The sequence below is a fragment of the Variovorax sp. MPBD4-3 genome (assembly GCF_058809745.1).
In genome coordinates this window covers 14,630-30,033 of sequence record NZ_JBXASW010000040.1, presented here as the reverse complement: position 1 = coordinate 30,033, position 15,404 = coordinate 14,630, and the positions used below count along the sequence as shown (strand labels likewise).

Here is a 15,404-nt window from a genome sequence, read left to right as displayed (position 1 = left end):
CTCGGTAAAACGAGTGAACGTTGTCTACCAGGAGTGGTAGTTCAGTTGGTTAGAATACCGGCCTGTCACGCCGGGGGTCGCGGGTTCGAGTCCCGTCCACTCCGCCAGTTCCGACGAGGGTTAGCAGATGAAAGTCTGCTAACCCTTTTGTCTTTTTCGGAACCTGCACTTCGTTGATCCATGCGATCGGCGACCGGTGCCTCCTTCCATTGCCCAGCAACCTGCCAGTGCTCAAGCACCTTGGCCGATCGCATCAGTGAGCGGCAGCCCATTGGCGTTCTTCCCAACTTTGACTCACACCTTAACTCGGCCACGAGCTCGATGGCCAAGTTGCGATGCCCATGATGCTCTGTCGAGGAGAAAGCTCCTCGTGTACGAGGGATCTTTTCGTCTGCGATGCGCCCCTCGACACCACTTTATGCGGCCGAGTTACATAGGCCCTCTCGCAGTCGAATAAACTCCGCCCCGCTTGCAGCTTGTATTCGTTGCTGCGCCGCCATAGGCAACATGGCGAAATTAACCTAATAGGAACTCACTTGAACCGCATCGAACTCGTCGAAAAAATCGCTACCGCCCACAACCTCAGCAAGGCGGAAGCCGCGCGCGTCCTCGAGACCATCACCAGCACGATCGTTGCTGCCGTGAAGAAGGATGACGCAGTGCAGATCGTCGGCTTCGGCACTTTCAAGCAAGTGGCGCGCGCCGCACGCTCGGGCTTCAACCCCAGCGCCGGCACCAAGATCAAGATCGCCGCACAGAAGGTGCCGAAGTTCGTGCCGGGCGCCGCCTTCAAGGCCGCCGTGGACCCGAAGGCTGCAAAGCGCAAGGCCGACAGCAAGGCCGTGGCCGCCAAGCCGGCAGCGAAGGCTGCCAAGCCTGCTGCGAAGCCCGCAGCAAAGAAGGCTGCCGCCCCCGCCAAGAAGGCCGTGGCCGCCAAGAAGAAGTAATTGACGCATTGCCGCGGCTTCGCGCCGCGGATGCCAGGCAAACGCCTGAACCGAAATGCCCCGCCCAGCGGGGCATTTTTCGTTGGGGCCAGAGCGAGCCGCGCGCCTGCATTTGCGGCGGTTGCCTCCTACATCGCGCCACACGTGGTGCGCTGTAGCTTGTTTTCTTCGAATTCAAGACAAGGGGATCAGAATGCAAAGCACCAAGAACCTCGGTAGCGTCCTCCATGGCCGGCAATCCTTCTATCAAGGCGGCTGCCATGGATGAGATGCTCGAATTTCCCCATGCGGGCTGGACCTTCCTTTGCAGCGCGGAGAAGCTTCCCTCCGGTTCCTTTCAGGCCGTGCTCCGCTACAGGGCGCCGCCGAACGACGATATCCGCATGCTCAAGATCGATCCGGCCGCGGGGCACAGCGTGCGCGAGGCGCTCGAGCGCGCGAAGGCCATGGCTGTGGAGTGGGCCGCGAAGCGAGCCGATGGCGGCAAAGGCGGCGGCTGAGGCGCCGCACGCACGCTGCCGCACGTTAGAGTCGGGCTGATGCCAACTCGCGGCCGCTCGATCGAGGCAGCCTAACAACGATGACGATCATCAAACCAGGCCGGCTTGCCATTCAGGCGCTATTGCTCACGACAGCGGGCGCATGCGCTGCGGGAACGATCACATGCGTTCCCGGGCCTGCCGCCGCATCGGCGCCTTCGCACTGGATCCGCAGGATCGCCATCGACGAGCACTCACGAACCGTCAACATGGACATCGTGCGTTCCAGGACAAAGGACACGGAGACGATGGGGAAGATGAGGGCCGAACTCCTCAGCATGGAGGAGACCCAGTCCGGCGAGCCGGTCTATGTGTTCAACGCCATCCCCAGTGCCGGTAGTGAGGTTACCCATCTCTTCAGGCTGTTCAAAGCCGGGGAGTGGCGTCTGATTGGCGCCGGTGTGACCTTCATGGGCAAGGTGCCTGCGCTGAGAGCGATCGAGCCGGGAATGGTGCTCGATTGCAAGCGCTCCGACCTGGGTTAGCGTTCGTTCCTTATCGCCAGCATGAGCTAGGCACAATCGCGCTATGCCAAACATTGCATCCATTCTCAAAGCCGAAATCTCGCGCGTGGCCCGCAAAGAGGTTCGAGCGGAAATCGAGACGCTGAAGAAGGCCTCCGTACACCACAGGGCGTTGATCGCCGCTCTGCGTCGCCAGGTGAATGCGTTGGAGAAGGAACTGCGCAACGTTGCCAGCAGTGCCGGCAAGCGTGCAGTGGCTAGCGATGTCGACGAGGCTGCCGAGGCGGGGCCCAAGCGGCGCTTCAGCCCGGCTCGACTGGCTTCGCACCGCAGCAAGCTGGGACTGTCTGCAGCCTCGTACGGCAAGCTCGTCGGTGTGTCGGGCCAGACGATCTACCACTGGGAGCAAGGCAAGGCGCGGCCGCGTGCTGCTCAGCTGGAGCGCCTGGCCTCGGTGCGCGAGTTCGGCAAGCAACAGGCGGCGGAGCGCCTTCAGGCCGACTGAGGCGCCGGTCCCAGGTCGGGGATTACCCGGTCCACTGTCGACGAAAGCTCAAACTATCTTCGGATTGACGAACAGCCAGCGTTAACGCAGGCTGCGGCGAGGGGAGTGTTCATGACGCGAGGGTATTGATCAATGCTGAACAGCACTCGTCAACTGCGCTTGTTGGCGCTTTCTCGCCAGTTCGATCTCGCGGCCCTGATGACCATGCTGGCCGCTATCGGAAGCTGGCTGATGTTCTGGTTCGGCGAATGAACCGGATGGCGCCGGCCTGATCGGCGAAGTCCGTCAGTTGCACTCGAACAAGACGCCTTGTTCCGCAGGTGCCTTGCCAAGCCATCGTGGCGACTGTCCCTTGACGTCGCAGTAGTTCGAGGCCTGCACATAAGTCACGGCACGCAGCACGCCGGGGCGCACTTGCGTGACCTCGTTGGGAGGGGTCGAGCAGCCGGCGAGGACCAGGGCAAGCGGAAGCAGTGTGCGCCAATTCATCGGGCCATTCTAAGACCGGCCGGCAACTGGGCTGGTGTGCGATCGATATAGCTGTATTCGGAATGGCCGCCCGAGTGGACTGTATGTATATACAGTAAACTACGGGCTTGCCGACCACTTTCTCCTTGACGGGTAAACCGTCCCCGCCGGTCAACCTGTGCGGGGCCTTGATGCATGCCAGCAGATAGGCTTTTTCACACCCAGCCCTCCGGCTGGGTTTTTTTTGCCTGGACCCGGGGCTATAGTCGTCGGCCGCTGCCACATCACAAGAATGCTCGTGTCGGACTCCCTGACTTCCACGCTGACCCGCTACTACGACGCGGTGCCTTATGACTCGCATCCGTTTCCCCAGTCGGCCATGGAGCATCTGGAAGCGCTGGCGTTCCTGTTCGGACTCGACACCCCGCCGCCCGCCGAAGCCCGCGTGCTGGAGCTCGGCTGCGCTGCCGGCGGCAACCTGATTCCCTTCGCCGCCCGCCATCCGGGCGCTCGCGCGGTCGGCGTGGACCTGTCCACCGTGCAGGTGGCGCAGGGCGCGGCGGTCATCGCCCGGGCGGGACTGTCGAACATCGAACTCAAGGCTTTCGACATCTCGGAGATCGACGCTTCGTTCGGCCAGTTCGACTACATCGTCTGCCACGGCGTCTACAGCTGGGTGCCGGGCCCGGTGCAGGACGCGATCCTGCGCATCTGCGCCGAGAACCTCGCGCCCAAGGGCGTAGCCTACGTCAGCTACAACGTGTACCCCGGCTGGAAGGCCCGCGAGATCGTGCGCGACGCGATGATCCTGCGCGGCGGCCCGCGCGACACGCCGGACGAAAAGCTCGCCTATGCGCGCGGCATGCTCGAGTTCCTCGAAGAGTCGGCCCGTGCCGACAGCGTGCTCAAGAAGACGCTCGAAGAGACGATGCCCATCGTGCGCAGCGCCAACAGCTCTTATCTGCTGCACGAGTTCCTGGAGCCCTGCAACGCGCCGTGCTACTTCGAGGAGTTCGTGGCCCGCGCCGAGGCCCGCGGGCTGGCCTACCTGTGCGATGCCGAGCCCTCGACCATGTTCGTGCAGAACTACGGCGACAAGGTGCGCGACCCGTTGCTGCGCGAATGCGGCGGCAGCCAGGTGTTGATGGAGCAGTACCTCGATTTCCTGGTCAACCGCACCTTCAGGCAGACCCTGCTGGTGCGGCAGGCGCGCGCTGGAGACATCCGCTACCGGATGGACCCTGCGCGCATTCGCGCCCTCGAAGTCGCCGGCCTGTTCGCCGCAGAAGGCGGCGCGGAGCTGGCGCTCGATGCCAGCGAACAGCCCTGCGACGCGATCCGTGGCCTGAAGGTCACGCTGAGGCTGCCCATTCACAAGGCCGTCGCGCGCCTGCTCGAGGCGGCGTACCCGGCTTCGATGCCCGTGGAGACGCTGATCGCCGACGCAGCCCGGCTCGTCGGGCAGCCCGCCGCAGCGGTCGACCAGGCGGCCATGTCGATGCTCGAGGAACTGCTGATCCTCGGCGCGCTGCGCTTTCGCCGCACGCCAGTGCCCGCCGCGGTCTCGGTGCCCGGCCTGCCGCGGGCGTTGGCCGCCGTGCGCAGCGCGCCCGGCCTGGCTCAGGCGGCTGGCGCTAACGCCAATGCCTGCAACCAGTGGCATGAGCCCGTGGCACTCACGCTGCTCGAACGCAGCCTGCTGCCGCTGCTCGACGGCACGAACTCGCACGACGCGCTGGCCGAGCATCTCGAAGCCGAAGTGCGCGGCGACCGCCTTCGCTTCGTCAAGGACGACAAGCCGTTGACCGACCCGCAGGCAGTCAAGGCGTTCGCGCGCCAGCAGGTCGAGCTGGCGCTCGATGCCTTGCGGCGCAAGGCTTTGCTCGTGGACTGACCGGCGCGTTACCGTTTTCTTTCTTCAACACAGGACCTACAGAGGAGACTCCTACATGCAAAAAATCCACTGGACCCCGAAGCTGCGCGCCGCCGTCACGGCGGTGCTCGCGCTGGCGGCGGCCGGCGCCTCGAATGCGGCATCGGTGGCGCCCGTCGCGGCCGAGAACGGCATGGTCGTGAGTGCGCAGCACCTGGCGAGCAAGGTCGGCGTCGACGTGCTCAAGCGCGGCGGCAATGCCGTCGACGCGGCGGTGGCCGTGGGCTATGCGCTGGCCGTGGTGTACCCGGCCGCGGGCAACCTCGGTGGCGGCGGGTTCATGACCATTCAGCTGGCCGACGGCCGCAAGACCTTCCTCGACTTCCGCGAGAAAGCGCCGCTGGCCGCCACGGCCAACATGTACCTCGACAAGGACGGCAACGTCATCAAGGGCCTGAGCACCAAGGGCCACCTCGCCGTGGGCGTGCCGGGCAGCGTGTCGGGCATGGAGTACGCGCGCGAGAAGTACGGCACCATGAAGCGCGGCGAGCTGCTCGCCCCGTCGATCCAGCTGGCCGACAAGGGCTTCGCGCTGGAGCAGGGCGACATCGACCTGCTCGGCACCGCCACGGCCGACTTCAAGGAAGACCCGGCCTCGGCCGCCATCTTCCTGAACAAGGGCGAGCCCTACAAGGTGGGCGACAAGCTGGTGCAGAAGGACCTGGCCAAGACGCTGCGCGAAATCAGCGCCAAGGGCACCGACGGCTTCTACAAGGGCTGGGTCGGCAATGCCATCGTGGCGTCCAGCCAGGGCGGCAAGGGCCTGATCACGCAGGCCGACCTCGACCAGTACAAGACGCGCGAACTCGCGCCGGTGGAGTGCGACTACCGCGGCTACCGCGTCGTGTCGGCACCCCCGCCCAGTTCCGGCGGCGTGATCATCTGCGAGATGCTCAACATCCTCGAGGGCTATCCGCTCAAGGACCTGGGCTACCACTCGGCGCAGGCCGTGCACTACCAGATCGAGGCCATGCGCCACGCCTACGTGGACCGCAACAGCTACCTGGGCGACCCCGACTTCGTGAAGAACCCGCTCGACCGCCTGCTCGACAAGGGCTACGCCGAGAAGATCCGCGCCGTCATCGATCCGAAGAAGGCAGGCGTCTCCAAGGACATCAAGCCCGGCGTCGCGCCGCATGAAGGCAGCAACACCACCCATTACTCGATCGCCGACAAATGGGGCAACGCGGTTTCTGTGACCTACACGCTGAACGACTGGTTCGGCGCCAAGATCACCGCCGCCAAGACCGGCGTGCTGCTGAACGACGAGATGGACGACTTCACCTCGAAGGTCGGCGTGCCCAACCTGTACGGGCTGGTGCAAGGCGAGGCCAACAAGATCGAGCCGGGCAAGCGCCCGCTCAGCTCGATGAGCCCGACCATCGTGTCCAAGGACGGCAAGCCCGTGATGGTGGTGGGCACGCCGGGCGGCAGCCGCATCATCACGGCAGTGATGCTGACCATGATCAACGCCATCGACTACGGCATGAACGTGCAGGAAGCAGTGGATGCCCCGCGCTTCCACCAGCAGTGGCTGCCCGACGTCACCAACGTCGAAGCCTATGCGCTGAGCCCCGACACCCGCAAGATCCTGACCGACATGGGCCACAACCTGGGCGTGCCGCAGCCGGCCAACCACCTCGCGGCCATCATCGTCGGCGCGCCGTCGCTGGGCGGCAAGCCGGTCGGCAACAACCGCTTCTACGGCGCCAACGACCCACGCCGCAACACCGGCCTGGCAGCGGGCTACTGAACCTGCGGCACACTCGAAGGCGGTCGTGCCCTTGTCGGCGCGGCCGCTTTTTTCATTTTTCATGCACCTGCAAGACATCCTCTACACCCAGGGCTTCGGCACGCGCCGCGTGTGCGCGGGGCTGGTCCAGCAAGGCCACGTGACCATCGGCGGCCAGGCGGTGACCGACCCGTTCGCCGATCTCGATCCCGAGGGGCTTCTCTACACGGTTCAGGGCACGGCCTGGGCCTATCACGAGAAGGCCTACCTGATGCTGCACAAGCCGGCCGGCACCGAGTGCTCGCAGAAGCCCTCGACCTACCCGAGCATCTACACGCTGCTGCCCTCGCCGCTGCGCCTGCGCCCCAACAAGGGAGCGGTGCAGGGCGTGCAGGCCATCGGCCGGCTCGACCAGGACACCACCGGCCTGCTGCTTTTGACCGACGACGGCCAGTTCATCCACAAGATGGGATCGCCCAAGCACCACGTGCCCAAGGTCTACGAGGTCACGGCCAAGCATCCGGTGGACGAGGCGCAGATCGCGAAGCTGCTGGCCGGCGTGGTGCTCGACGACGATCCGAAGCCCGTGCGAGCCGCCGCCTGCGAGTCCGACAGCCCGCTGCACCTGCGGCTCACCCTCACCGAGGGCAAGTACCACCAGGTCAAGCGCATGCTGGCCGCGGTCGGCAACCGGGTCGAGGGGCTGCACCGCTCGCGCATCGGCGACCTCGCGCTGCCGGAAGACCTGGCCCCGGGGCAGTGGCGCTGGCTCACCGCCGAGCAGGTCGCCGCGCTGCGCGCACCGGCCAAGCCCGCCAAAGCCGCCAAGCTTTCGGAGTAACAGGCGCTGACAGGGGGAGAAAGACGGGTTTCCAGGTCAGCCAGTTTTAATGCTCGACCGTTAAGATCGCCAGCTCTCTCTCGGAACCTTCCCTTGCGACTTCCTGCCTGCCCGAACGGCCGCATCGCGGCCTTCCTGTTTTCCTGCATGACGGCCCTGGCGGCACACACCGCCGCCGCCGCGCCGGCAGAGCCTCCCCCGATCTTCGTGCTCAACTCGCTGGACGCCAGCGTGAGCGTGATCAACCCGGTCGACTGGAGCGAAAAACAACGCATCACCACCGGCAAGGAGCCGCACCACATCTACATGACGCCCGACGAGAAGTCGGTCATCGTGGCCAATTCGGCGGGCGACTCGCTGACCTTCCTCAACCCCCGCACGGCCGAGGTGCAGCGGGTGGTCTACGGCATCATCGACCCCTACCAGCTGCAGTTCTCGCGCGACATGAAGTGGTTCGTCACGGCGGGCAACCGCCTGAACCACGTCGACGTGTACCGCTGGGACGGCAAGGACCTGAAGCTGGCCAAGCGCATCGCCACCGGCAAGACGCCCAGCCACATCTGGATCGACAACACCAGCACCATCGCCTACGTGACGATGCAGGACAGCGACGAGATGATCGCGGTCGACCTGCCTTCGCAGACCGTCAAGTGGCGCACCGCCACCGGCCCGATGCCGGCGGACATCTTCGGCACCCACAACGACAAGACGCTGCTCGTGGGCCTGACCGGCGGCGACGGCGTGCAGGTGTTCGACGTGGAGGGCGCGCAGCCCAAGCTGGTCGGCAAGATCCCCACCGGCAAGGGCGCCCACGCGTTCCGCTCGGCCGGCGACGGCAAGACCGTGTTCGTGAGCAACCGCGTGGCCAACACCATCAGCCGCATCGACCTGGCGACGCTCAAGGTCGTCGCCACCTATGCCGTGCCGGGCGGTCCCGACTGCATGGACGTGTCGGCCGACGGCAAGACGCTGTACGTGACCTCGCGCTGGGCCAAGAAGCTCACCGTGGTCGACCTCGTCGGCCAGAAGGTGGTGCGGCAGGTCAACGTGGGACGCTCACCGCACGGCGTCTGGACGCTGGACCATGGCAAGCGCACGTAGGCGCGCCGGCGCGGCCGTGCTGCTGGCGCTGGCGTGCGGCACGGTGGTGCCGGGCGCCTGGGCGCAGCAGCAGGCCGCCACCTGCGAAAAGCCTGTCTACCTGACCTTCGACACCGGCCACATGGGCATCGCCCCGCTGGTGGCCGACGTGCTCAAGCGGCAGAACGTGCGCGTCACCTTCTTCGCCGCCGCCGAGCGCACCCAGACCGACGGCGACAGCCTCGACGACCACTGGGCGCCCTGGTGGAAGGCGAGGGCGGCCGAAGGCAACGAGTTCGGCTCCCACACCTACGACCACGCCTACTGGCGCGCCGACGTCAAGGGCACGCCGCCGAGCTTCCGCATCAAGCCTTCGGCCGGCCCGCAGAACGGCAAGGAATCGACCTGGAGCGCGGCCGAGTACTGCGCCAACATTCGCAAGTCGTCCGACCGGCTGGCTGCCATCACCGGCAAGAAGCCGCTGCCGCTGTACCGCGCGCCGGGCGGCAAGACCTCGCCCGCGCTGCTGGCGGCAGCCGAGGGCTGCGGCTACAAGTACGTCGGCTGGGCGCCCGCCGGCTTCCTCGGCGACGAACTGCCGAGCGAGAAATTCAGCAACGCCAAGCTGCTCACGCAGGCGCTCGACACCATCCGCCCCGGCGACATCCTGCTCGCGCACCTGGGCATCTGGTCGCGCAAGGATCCGTGGGCGCCGGCCAACCTCGAGCCGCTGATCGTCGGCCTCAAGGCCAAGGGCTTCTGTTTCCAGACGCTGCGCCAGCACCCGGATTACCGCGCCTGGATCGCATCCCACTCCTGAGTTCGCGCCATGATCGATTGGCTGACTGACGCTTTTTCTGCCCTCCAGGGCTGGTTCTTCGAGGCTGTCGTGCAGCCGCTGGTGTTTGCCGTGGGCCTCGGCGGCTGGACCGAAGATGCATTCGACGCCACCGGCTGGCTGCTGGTCGGGGTCATCCAGATCCTGGTGCTGATCGCCATCATCGGGCCGCTGCAGCGCTGGCGCTCGGTGGAGCCCGTGGTCGACCGCCATGCCATCCGCATCGACGTGCTCTACACGCTGATCCACCGGCTCGGGCTGTTCCGGCTGGCCATCTTCTTCACGCTGCAGCCGTTCTTCGACGACGCCATGGGCGCGCTGCGCACGGCGGGGTGGGGCACCTTCCACCTCGACGAGGTCTGGCCCGGCGTGACCGATGTGCCGGTGATCGCCTTCGCGATCTATCTCGTGGTGCTCGACTTCGTGGGCTACTGGATCCACCGCGGCCAGCACCAGTTCAACTGGTGGTGGGGCCTGCACTCGCTGCACCACTCGCAGCGCCAGATGACGATGTGGAGCGACGACCGCAACCACCTGCTCGACGACATCGTCCACGACACGCTCATCGTCATCGTGGCGCAGCTCATCGGCGTGGCGCCGGGGCAGTTCATCGCGTTCGTGGCCTTCACCCAGCTCAGCGAGAGCCTGCAGCATGCCAACCTGCGGCTGAGCTTCGGCGCCATCGGCGAGCGGCTGTGGATCAGCCCGCGCTTTCACCGGCTGCACCACAGCATCGGGCTGGGCCATGAATCGAACGGCAGGAGCACGCTCGGCGGCCACAACTTCGGCGTGCTGCTGCCCTGGTGGGACATGATGTTCGGCACCGCCAACTTCGAGAACCGCTACGACCCCACCGGCATCCGCGACCAGGTGGAGCCCGGCACCGACGGGCGCGTGCGCGAGTACGGCCGGGGCTTCTGGGCCCAGCAGTGGCTCGGCCTGAAGCGAATGGTCGGACGCGCTTGAGGGTCACCGGCCCCTGACGGCGCCGCTCCAGGCGTTATCCTCGCTGCCTCATGCGCCTGCTCCTCGACTCCTTCTGGCGCGCGGTCGCCTATTGCATGCTGCCGCGCGTGATCGTGCTGTCGCTGCTGCCCCTGGGGTTGATGGTGGTGCTCGCCGCGGGCCTCGGCTATTTCTACTGGGAAGCCGCCGTGGCCTGGACGCGCGGCGCGCTCGATGCATGGCCGCTGCTGGCCAGCTTCTGGGCCTGGATCGGCCGGCTTTTCTCGAGCGACGTGACGGCCATGCTGGCGCCGCTGGTGGTGGTGTTTGCCGCCACGCCGCTGATCGTGGTGGTTTCGCTGCTCGTCGTGGCCGGCTTCATGGCTCCCGCGCTAACCCGGCTGGTGGGCGAACGCCGCTTTCCCTCGCTGGAGCAGAAGAAGGGCGCCTCCTTCTTCGGCAGCGTGGCCCGCTCGCTCGCCGTCACCATCCTCGCGCTGGTCGCCCTCGTGGTGTCGATGCCGCTGTGGCTCATTCCGCCGCTCGTGCTCATCCTGCCGCCGCTCATCTGGGGCTGGCTCACCTACCGCGTGATGAGCTTCGACGCACTGGCCGAGCACGCCAGCCCCGAGGAGCGCGCCACCCTGCTGCGCACGCACCGGCTGCCGCTGCTGTGCGTGGGCGTGCTGTGCGGCTACCTGGGCGCGGCGCCGAGCATCGTCTGGGCCTCGGGCCTGCTGTTCGCCGCCGCCTTCTTCGTGCTGGTGCCGATCGCCATCTGGATCTACACACTGGTCTTCGCCTTTTCGGCGCTCTGGTTCGCGCACTACTGCCTCGACGCGCTCGCGCAACTGCGTGCCCAGCGCGCGGTGGCCGCGGCGGCGCCGGGTGCCGAAGGCGCCCCGGCCCTCGAGGCCGCGGAAGCCAACAGGGCCGCTCTTTCTCAATGGGGTTCACCATGACACGCGCATTCGGTCTTATCGTCGTCGGCGACGAGATCCTCTCCGGCAAGCGGGCCGACAAGCACATGGCCAAGGTCATCGAGCTGCTCGCAGCACGCGGCCTGCAGCTCAGCTGGACCGAGTACGTGGGCGACGAGCCCGCGCGCATCACCGCCGCGCTGGAGCGGGCCTTTGCCTCCGGGGACATCGTCTTCTCGACCGGCGGCATCGGCGCCACGCCCGACGACCACACCCGCCAGTGCGCGGCCAAGGCCGTGGGCGTGCCGCTCGCGCTGCACCCCGAGGCCGAACTGCTGATCCGCGAGCGCATGCAGGACACCGCGCGCGAGCAGGGCGTGCCCTACGAGCCCGACCGCGCCGACAACGTGCACCGGCTCAACATGGGCGTGTTCCCGCAGGGCGCCACGCTCATCCTCAATCCGTACAACAAGATCCCCGGCTTCAGCGTCGGCGACGTGCATTTCGTGCCGGGCTTCCCGGTCATGGCCTGGCCGATGATCGAGTCCGTGCTCGACGCCCGCTACGCCGACCTGTTCACCCGCAACGCGGTCGCCGAGAAGTCGGTGATCGTTTTCGGTGCCATGGAAGCCACCCTGACACCGCTGATGCAGGCCATCGAAGACACGCACGCCGGCGTCAAGGTGTTCAGCCTGCCCAGCGTCGACCACCCCCAGTACGGGCGGCACATCGAGCTGGGCGTCAAGGGCGACCCTGCCCGGCTCGATGCCGCCTATGCCCAGCTGATCGAGGGCCTGCACACCTTTGATGCCAAGCTAGGCCCTGAATTGGTGCGCTAATTCTTATTGCACCAATGTGGTGATATTTCTTGGCCATTTGTGGTTCGCTTTGGTGAACAAGGCCTCATCCAGAGAGGTGACAATGGCACAGAAACTGCATCCCTCGTCCCTGTATTCCTAACCACCATCCAACTCCAGGAGAAACTGATGGCAAAGACCGTCGCCGATGTACTCAAGCTCGTCAAGGAAAACGAGGTCAAGTTCGTCGACTTCCGCTTCACCGACACCCGCGGCAAAGAGCAGCACGTGACCGTGCCGGTCTCGGCTTTCGATGAAGACAAATTCACCTCGGGCCACGCATTCGACGGCTCGTCCATCGCCGGCTGGAAGGGTATCGAAGCCTCGGACATGCAGCTCATGCCCGACCCCAACACCGCCAACATCGACCCCTTCTTCGAAGAAACGACGCTGATCCTGACCTGCGACGTGATCGACCCCGCCGACGGCAAGGCCTACGAGCGCGACCCGCGTTCGCTCGCCAAGCGCGCAGAGGCGTACATGAAGGCCTCGGGCCTGGGCGACACCGCCTTCTTCGGTCCGGAACCCGAATTCTTCGTGTTCGACGGCGTCCGCTGGAAGAACGACATGTCGGGCTGCTTCGTGAAGATCGAGTCCGAAGAAGCCTCGTGGAACACCGACAAGGAATACGAGCACGGCAACACCGGCCACCGTCCCGCGGTCAAGGGCGGCTACTTCCCGGTTCCCCCGGTCGACAGCTTCCAGGACATGCGCTCGGAAATGTGCCTGGTGCTCGAATCGCTCGGCATCCCGGTCGAAGTGCATCACCATGAAGTGGCCAACGCCGGCCAGATGGAACTCGGCACCAAGTTCAGCACGCTCGTGCAGCGCGCCGACTGGGTCCAGCTGCAGAAGTACGTGATCCACAACGTGGCCCACGCCTACGGCAAGACCGCCACCTTCATGCCCAAGCCCATCGTCGGCGACAACGGCTCCGGCATGCACGTGCACCAGTCGGTCTGGAAGGACGGCAAGAACCTGTTCGCAGGCGACGGCTACGCAGGCCTGTCGGACTTCGCGCTGCACTACATCGGCGGCATCATCAAGCACGCCCGTGCCCTGAACGCCATCACGAACCCCGGCACCAACAGCTACAAGCGCCTGGTGCCCGGCTTCGAAGCCCCGGTGAAGCTGGCCTACTCGGCCAAGAACCGCTCGGCCTCGATCCGCATCCCGTTCGTGGCCAACCCGAAGGGCCGCCGCGTCGAAGCGCGCTTCCCCGATCCGCTGATGAACCCGTACCTGGGCTTCGCCGCGCTGCTGATGGCCGGCCTGGACGGCGTGGAGAACAAGATCCACCCGGGCGAAGCAGCCAGCAAGGACCTGTACCACCTGCCGCCGGAAGAAGACGCGCTGATCCCGACCGTCTGCCACAGCCTCGACCAGGCCCTGGAATACCTGGACAAGGACCGTGCGTTCCTGACCAAGGGCGGCGTGTTCACCGACGCGTACATCGACGCGTACATCGAACTGAAGATGCAGGAAGTCACGCGCTTCCGCATGGCCACCCATCCGGTCGAGTTCGACATGTACTACTCGCTCTGATCGACGAGCAAACAGCCTTCACAGGCATGTAAGTCAAAAGGACGGCCTCGGCCGTCCTTTTTCCTTGGGGCGGAACATCGGGGCTCCGGGTGCGTCGAATTGCATGAAAATGCGCCTTTGTCGCGCCTCCATCGATACACATGAAGACAGCTTCTCTCTTTTTCCTGGCCGGTTCACTCCTGATCGCGTTGCCGGCGGTTGCGCAGGAACGCGTCTGGCGCTGCGGCAACGAATACACGAACAACGCGACCGTGGCCCAGCAAAAGGGCTGCAAGGTCCTCGAAGGCGGCAACGTCACGGTGGTGCAGGGCACCCGGGCTTCGGGTGGCGGATCGGCATCGTCGTCCTCGGGTACTGCTTCCACGGCGGCGCGCGCGCCGGCCGGCAGCCCGCGCGTCGAAGGCGTCGACCAGCGCGCCCGCGACGGCGAGGCCCGCTCCGTGCTCGAGTCCGAGCTCAAGAAGGCCGAGGCCCGCCAGGCCGAACTGCTGAAGGACTACAACAACGGCGAGCCCGAGAAGCAGGGCAGCGAAGGCCGCAACTACCAGAAGTACCTCGACCGCGTGGCCGAAATGAAGGCCGAGATCGCGCGCAACGAGAGCGACATCGCCGGCATCCGCCGCGAAATCAACCGGCTGCCGCCCCGGCAGCAATAACCAACAGCAAGCGCAAGCAAGAAACCTCTATGGCATTCGGGAAGAAGGCGACCGGCGCCAATCCGCGCTTCCAGTCCTTCGACCTGCTGTCCACCCTGATCGCGGTGGTCAACAGCAACGGCTCCGTGCTGTTTGCCAACGCAGGCCTCGAAGACGCACTCGGCACCTCGCGCCGCACGCTGGAAGGCTCGCAGTTCGGCGCGTGCTTCCATGAGCCGCAGGTGCTGCGCACCGCCATCGACGGCGCGAGCAGCAACGACTTTGCGACGCTGCGCTACGAGGCCTTCCTGCGCCGCGTCAACCACGAGCTCATGCCCGTGCAGGTCACGCTCGCGCAGGGCGAGAAGAAGGGCGAGCTCATCATCGAGATGTCGCCGCTCGAGCAGCAGGTGCGGCAGGACCGCGAAGAGCGGCTCATCGACCAGGCGCAGGCCAACAAGGAACTCATCCGCAACCTGGCGCACGAGATCAAGAATCCGCTGGGCGGCATCCGCGGCGCGGCGCAGCTGCTGCAGATGGAGGTCGAGTCGCGCGACCTCATCGAATACACGCAGGTCATCATCCACGAGGCCGACCGGCTGCAGACGCTGGTCGACCGCCTGCTGGCGCCGCACCGCCGTCCGCATGTGGTGGGCGACGTCAACATCCATGAAGTGTGCGAGCGCGTGCGCTCCGTGATCCTCGCGGAGTTTCCGCGCGACCTGCACATCGAGCGCGACTTCGACGTCTCCATTCCCGAGTTCCGCGGCGACCGCGAGCAGCTCATCCAGGCCACGCTCAACATCGTCCACAACGCCGCACAGGCGCTGGCCGAGCGCCGCGCGGCGGGCGATGCGCAGATCACTTTCAAGACCCGCGTGGCGCGTCAGGTGATTTTCAACAAGCAGTGGTATCGATTGGCACTGGAATTGCATGTAATCGACAATGGACCGGGTGTGCCGGACACGATCAAGGACCGCATCTTCTATCCGCTCGTATCGGGCAGGGAAGGCGGGACCGGGCTGGGATTGACGCTCGCGCAAACTTTTGTGCAACAGCATCACGGCGTGATCGAGTGCGACAGCGTCCCGGGCCGAACCGATTTCAAGATATTGATACCGCTGCCCTAGCGCAGCCACCGGCAACAGAGGAGAT

The 15,404-nt window shown here is 65.7% G+C and carries 16 protein-coding genes and 1 tRNA gene; 16 read left to right on the top strand and 1 reads right to left on the bottom strand.

The features are described from left to right. The first annotated feature begins 30 nt into the window (after nucleotides 1-30). From AC1RVW_RS21045 to AC1RVW_RS21025, 5 genes are all read left to right on the top strand, one after another. Nucleotides 31-107: transfer RNA gene (locus AC1RVW_RS21045), tRNA-Asp, on the top strand. Between the two features lie 429 nt (nucleotides 108-536). Continuing rightward, complete coding sequence (locus AC1RVW_RS21040; protein ID WP_081271299.1) at nucleotides 537-947, top strand: HU family DNA-binding protein; 411 nt, start codon at nucleotides 537-539, stop codon at nucleotides 945-947. Between the two features lie 260 nt (nucleotides 948-1,207). Further along, nucleotides 1,208-1,447 carry a hypothetical protein gene (locus AC1RVW_RS21035; RefSeq protein WP_155742681.1) on the top strand — a complete coding sequence of 80 codons (240 nt, stop codon included), beginning with the start codon at nucleotides 1,208-1,210 and terminating at the stop codon, nucleotides 1,445-1,447. Nucleotides 1,448-1,527: 80 nt separating this feature from the next. Continuing rightward, on the top strand, nucleotides 1,528-1,971 hold the full coding sequence (locus AC1RVW_RS21030) for a hypothetical protein (RefSeq protein WP_493202270.1): 444 nt from the start codon (nucleotides 1,528-1,530) through the stop codon (nucleotides 1,969-1,971). Between the two features lie 43 nt (nucleotides 1,972-2,014). Next, on the top strand, nucleotides 2,015-2,455 hold the full coding sequence (locus tag AC1RVW_RS21025) for a helix-turn-helix domain-containing protein (RefSeq protein WP_493202269.1): 441 nt from the start codon (nucleotides 2,015-2,017) through the stop codon (nucleotides 2,453-2,455). A 285-nt stretch (nucleotides 2,456-2,740) separates the two neighbouring features. On the opposite strand, the gene AC1RVW_RS21020 is transcribed toward AC1RVW_RS21025, so the two are convergent. Further along, nucleotides 2,741-2,944 (bottom strand): hypothetical protein, encoded by a 204-nt coding sequence (locus tag AC1RVW_RS21020; protein ID WP_081271303.1) that lies wholly within the window; start codon nucleotides 2,942-2,944, stop codon nucleotides 2,741-2,743. 277 nt (nucleotides 2,945-3,221) lie between these two features. On the opposite strand from AC1RVW_RS21020, the gene AC1RVW_RS21015 reads away from it, so the two are divergent. The 11 genes from AC1RVW_RS21015 (at nucleotide 3,222) to glnL (ending at nucleotide 15,379) form a co-directional block, all read left to right on the top strand. Beyond that, complete coding sequence (locus AC1RVW_RS21015; RefSeq protein ID WP_493202267.1) at nucleotides 3,222-4,817, top strand: methyltransferase regulatory domain-containing protein; 1,596 nt, start codon at nucleotides 3,222-3,224, stop codon at nucleotides 4,815-4,817. A 55-nt stretch (nucleotides 4,818-4,872) separates the two neighbouring features. After that, nucleotides 4,873-6,609, top strand: coding sequence for a gamma-glutamyltransferase (gene ggt / locus AC1RVW_RS21010; protein ID WP_106937241.1), 1,737 nt, complete (start codon nucleotides 4,873-4,875; stop codon nucleotides 6,607-6,609). Between the two features lie 61 nt (nucleotides 6,610-6,670). Next, entirely contained in the window at nucleotides 6,671-7,429 is a 759-nt protein-coding gene (locus AC1RVW_RS21005; protein ID WP_493202264.1) for a pseudouridine synthase, read from the top strand. 93 nt (nucleotides 7,430-7,522) lie between these two features. Beyond that, nucleotides 7,523-8,530: a YncE family protein gene (locus AC1RVW_RS21000; protein WP_493202262.1), complete on the top strand. Its 1,008-nt coding sequence runs from the start codon at nucleotides 7,523-7,525 to the stop codon at nucleotides 8,528-8,530. Further along, nucleotides 8,514-9,329 carry a polysaccharide deacetylase family protein gene (locus AC1RVW_RS20995; protein ID WP_106937244.1) on the top strand — a complete coding sequence of 272 codons (816 nt, stop codon included), beginning with the start codon at nucleotides 8,514-8,516 and terminating at the stop codon, nucleotides 9,327-9,329. The genes AC1RVW_RS21000 and AC1RVW_RS20995 overlap by 17 nt, the downstream gene beginning before the upstream one ends. A 9-nt stretch (nucleotides 9,330-9,338) precedes the next feature. After that, nucleotides 9,339-10,313 (top strand): sterol desaturase family protein, encoded by a 975-nt coding sequence (locus tag AC1RVW_RS20990; RefSeq protein WP_081271309.1) that lies wholly within the window; start codon nucleotides 9,339-9,341, stop codon nucleotides 10,311-10,313. Between the two features lie 50 nt (nucleotides 10,314-10,363). Continuing rightward, nucleotides 10,364-11,254 (top strand): EI24 domain-containing protein, encoded by an 891-nt coding sequence (locus tag AC1RVW_RS20985; RefSeq protein ID WP_081271310.1) that lies wholly within the window; start codon nucleotides 10,364-10,366, stop codon nucleotides 11,252-11,254. Continuing rightward, nucleotides 11,251-12,051: a competence/damage-inducible protein A gene (locus AC1RVW_RS20980; RefSeq protein WP_493202259.1), complete on the top strand. Its 801-nt coding sequence runs from the start codon at nucleotides 11,251-11,253 to the stop codon at nucleotides 12,049-12,051. The genes AC1RVW_RS20985 and AC1RVW_RS20980 overlap by 4 nt, the downstream gene beginning before the upstream one ends. A gap of 147 nt (nucleotides 12,052-12,198) precedes the next feature. Then, nucleotides 12,199-13,614, top strand: coding sequence for a type I glutamate--ammonia ligase (gene glnA / locus AC1RVW_RS20975; RefSeq protein WP_081271312.1), 1,416 nt, complete (start codon nucleotides 12,199-12,201; stop codon nucleotides 13,612-13,614). Nucleotides 13,615-13,754: 140 nt separating this feature from the next. Beyond that, nucleotides 13,755-14,270, top strand: a complete 516-nt coding sequence (locus AC1RVW_RS20970; protein WP_081271313.1) for a hypothetical protein — start codon at nucleotides 13,755-13,757, stop codon at nucleotides 14,268-14,270. 29 nt (nucleotides 14,271-14,299) lie between these two features. After that, nucleotides 14,300-15,379: a nitrogen regulation protein NR(II) gene (glnL, locus tag AC1RVW_RS20965; RefSeq protein WP_081271314.1), complete on the top strand. Its 1,080-nt coding sequence runs from the start codon at nucleotides 14,300-14,302 to the stop codon at nucleotides 15,377-15,379. Nucleotides 15,380-15,404 lie beyond the last annotated feature (25 nt).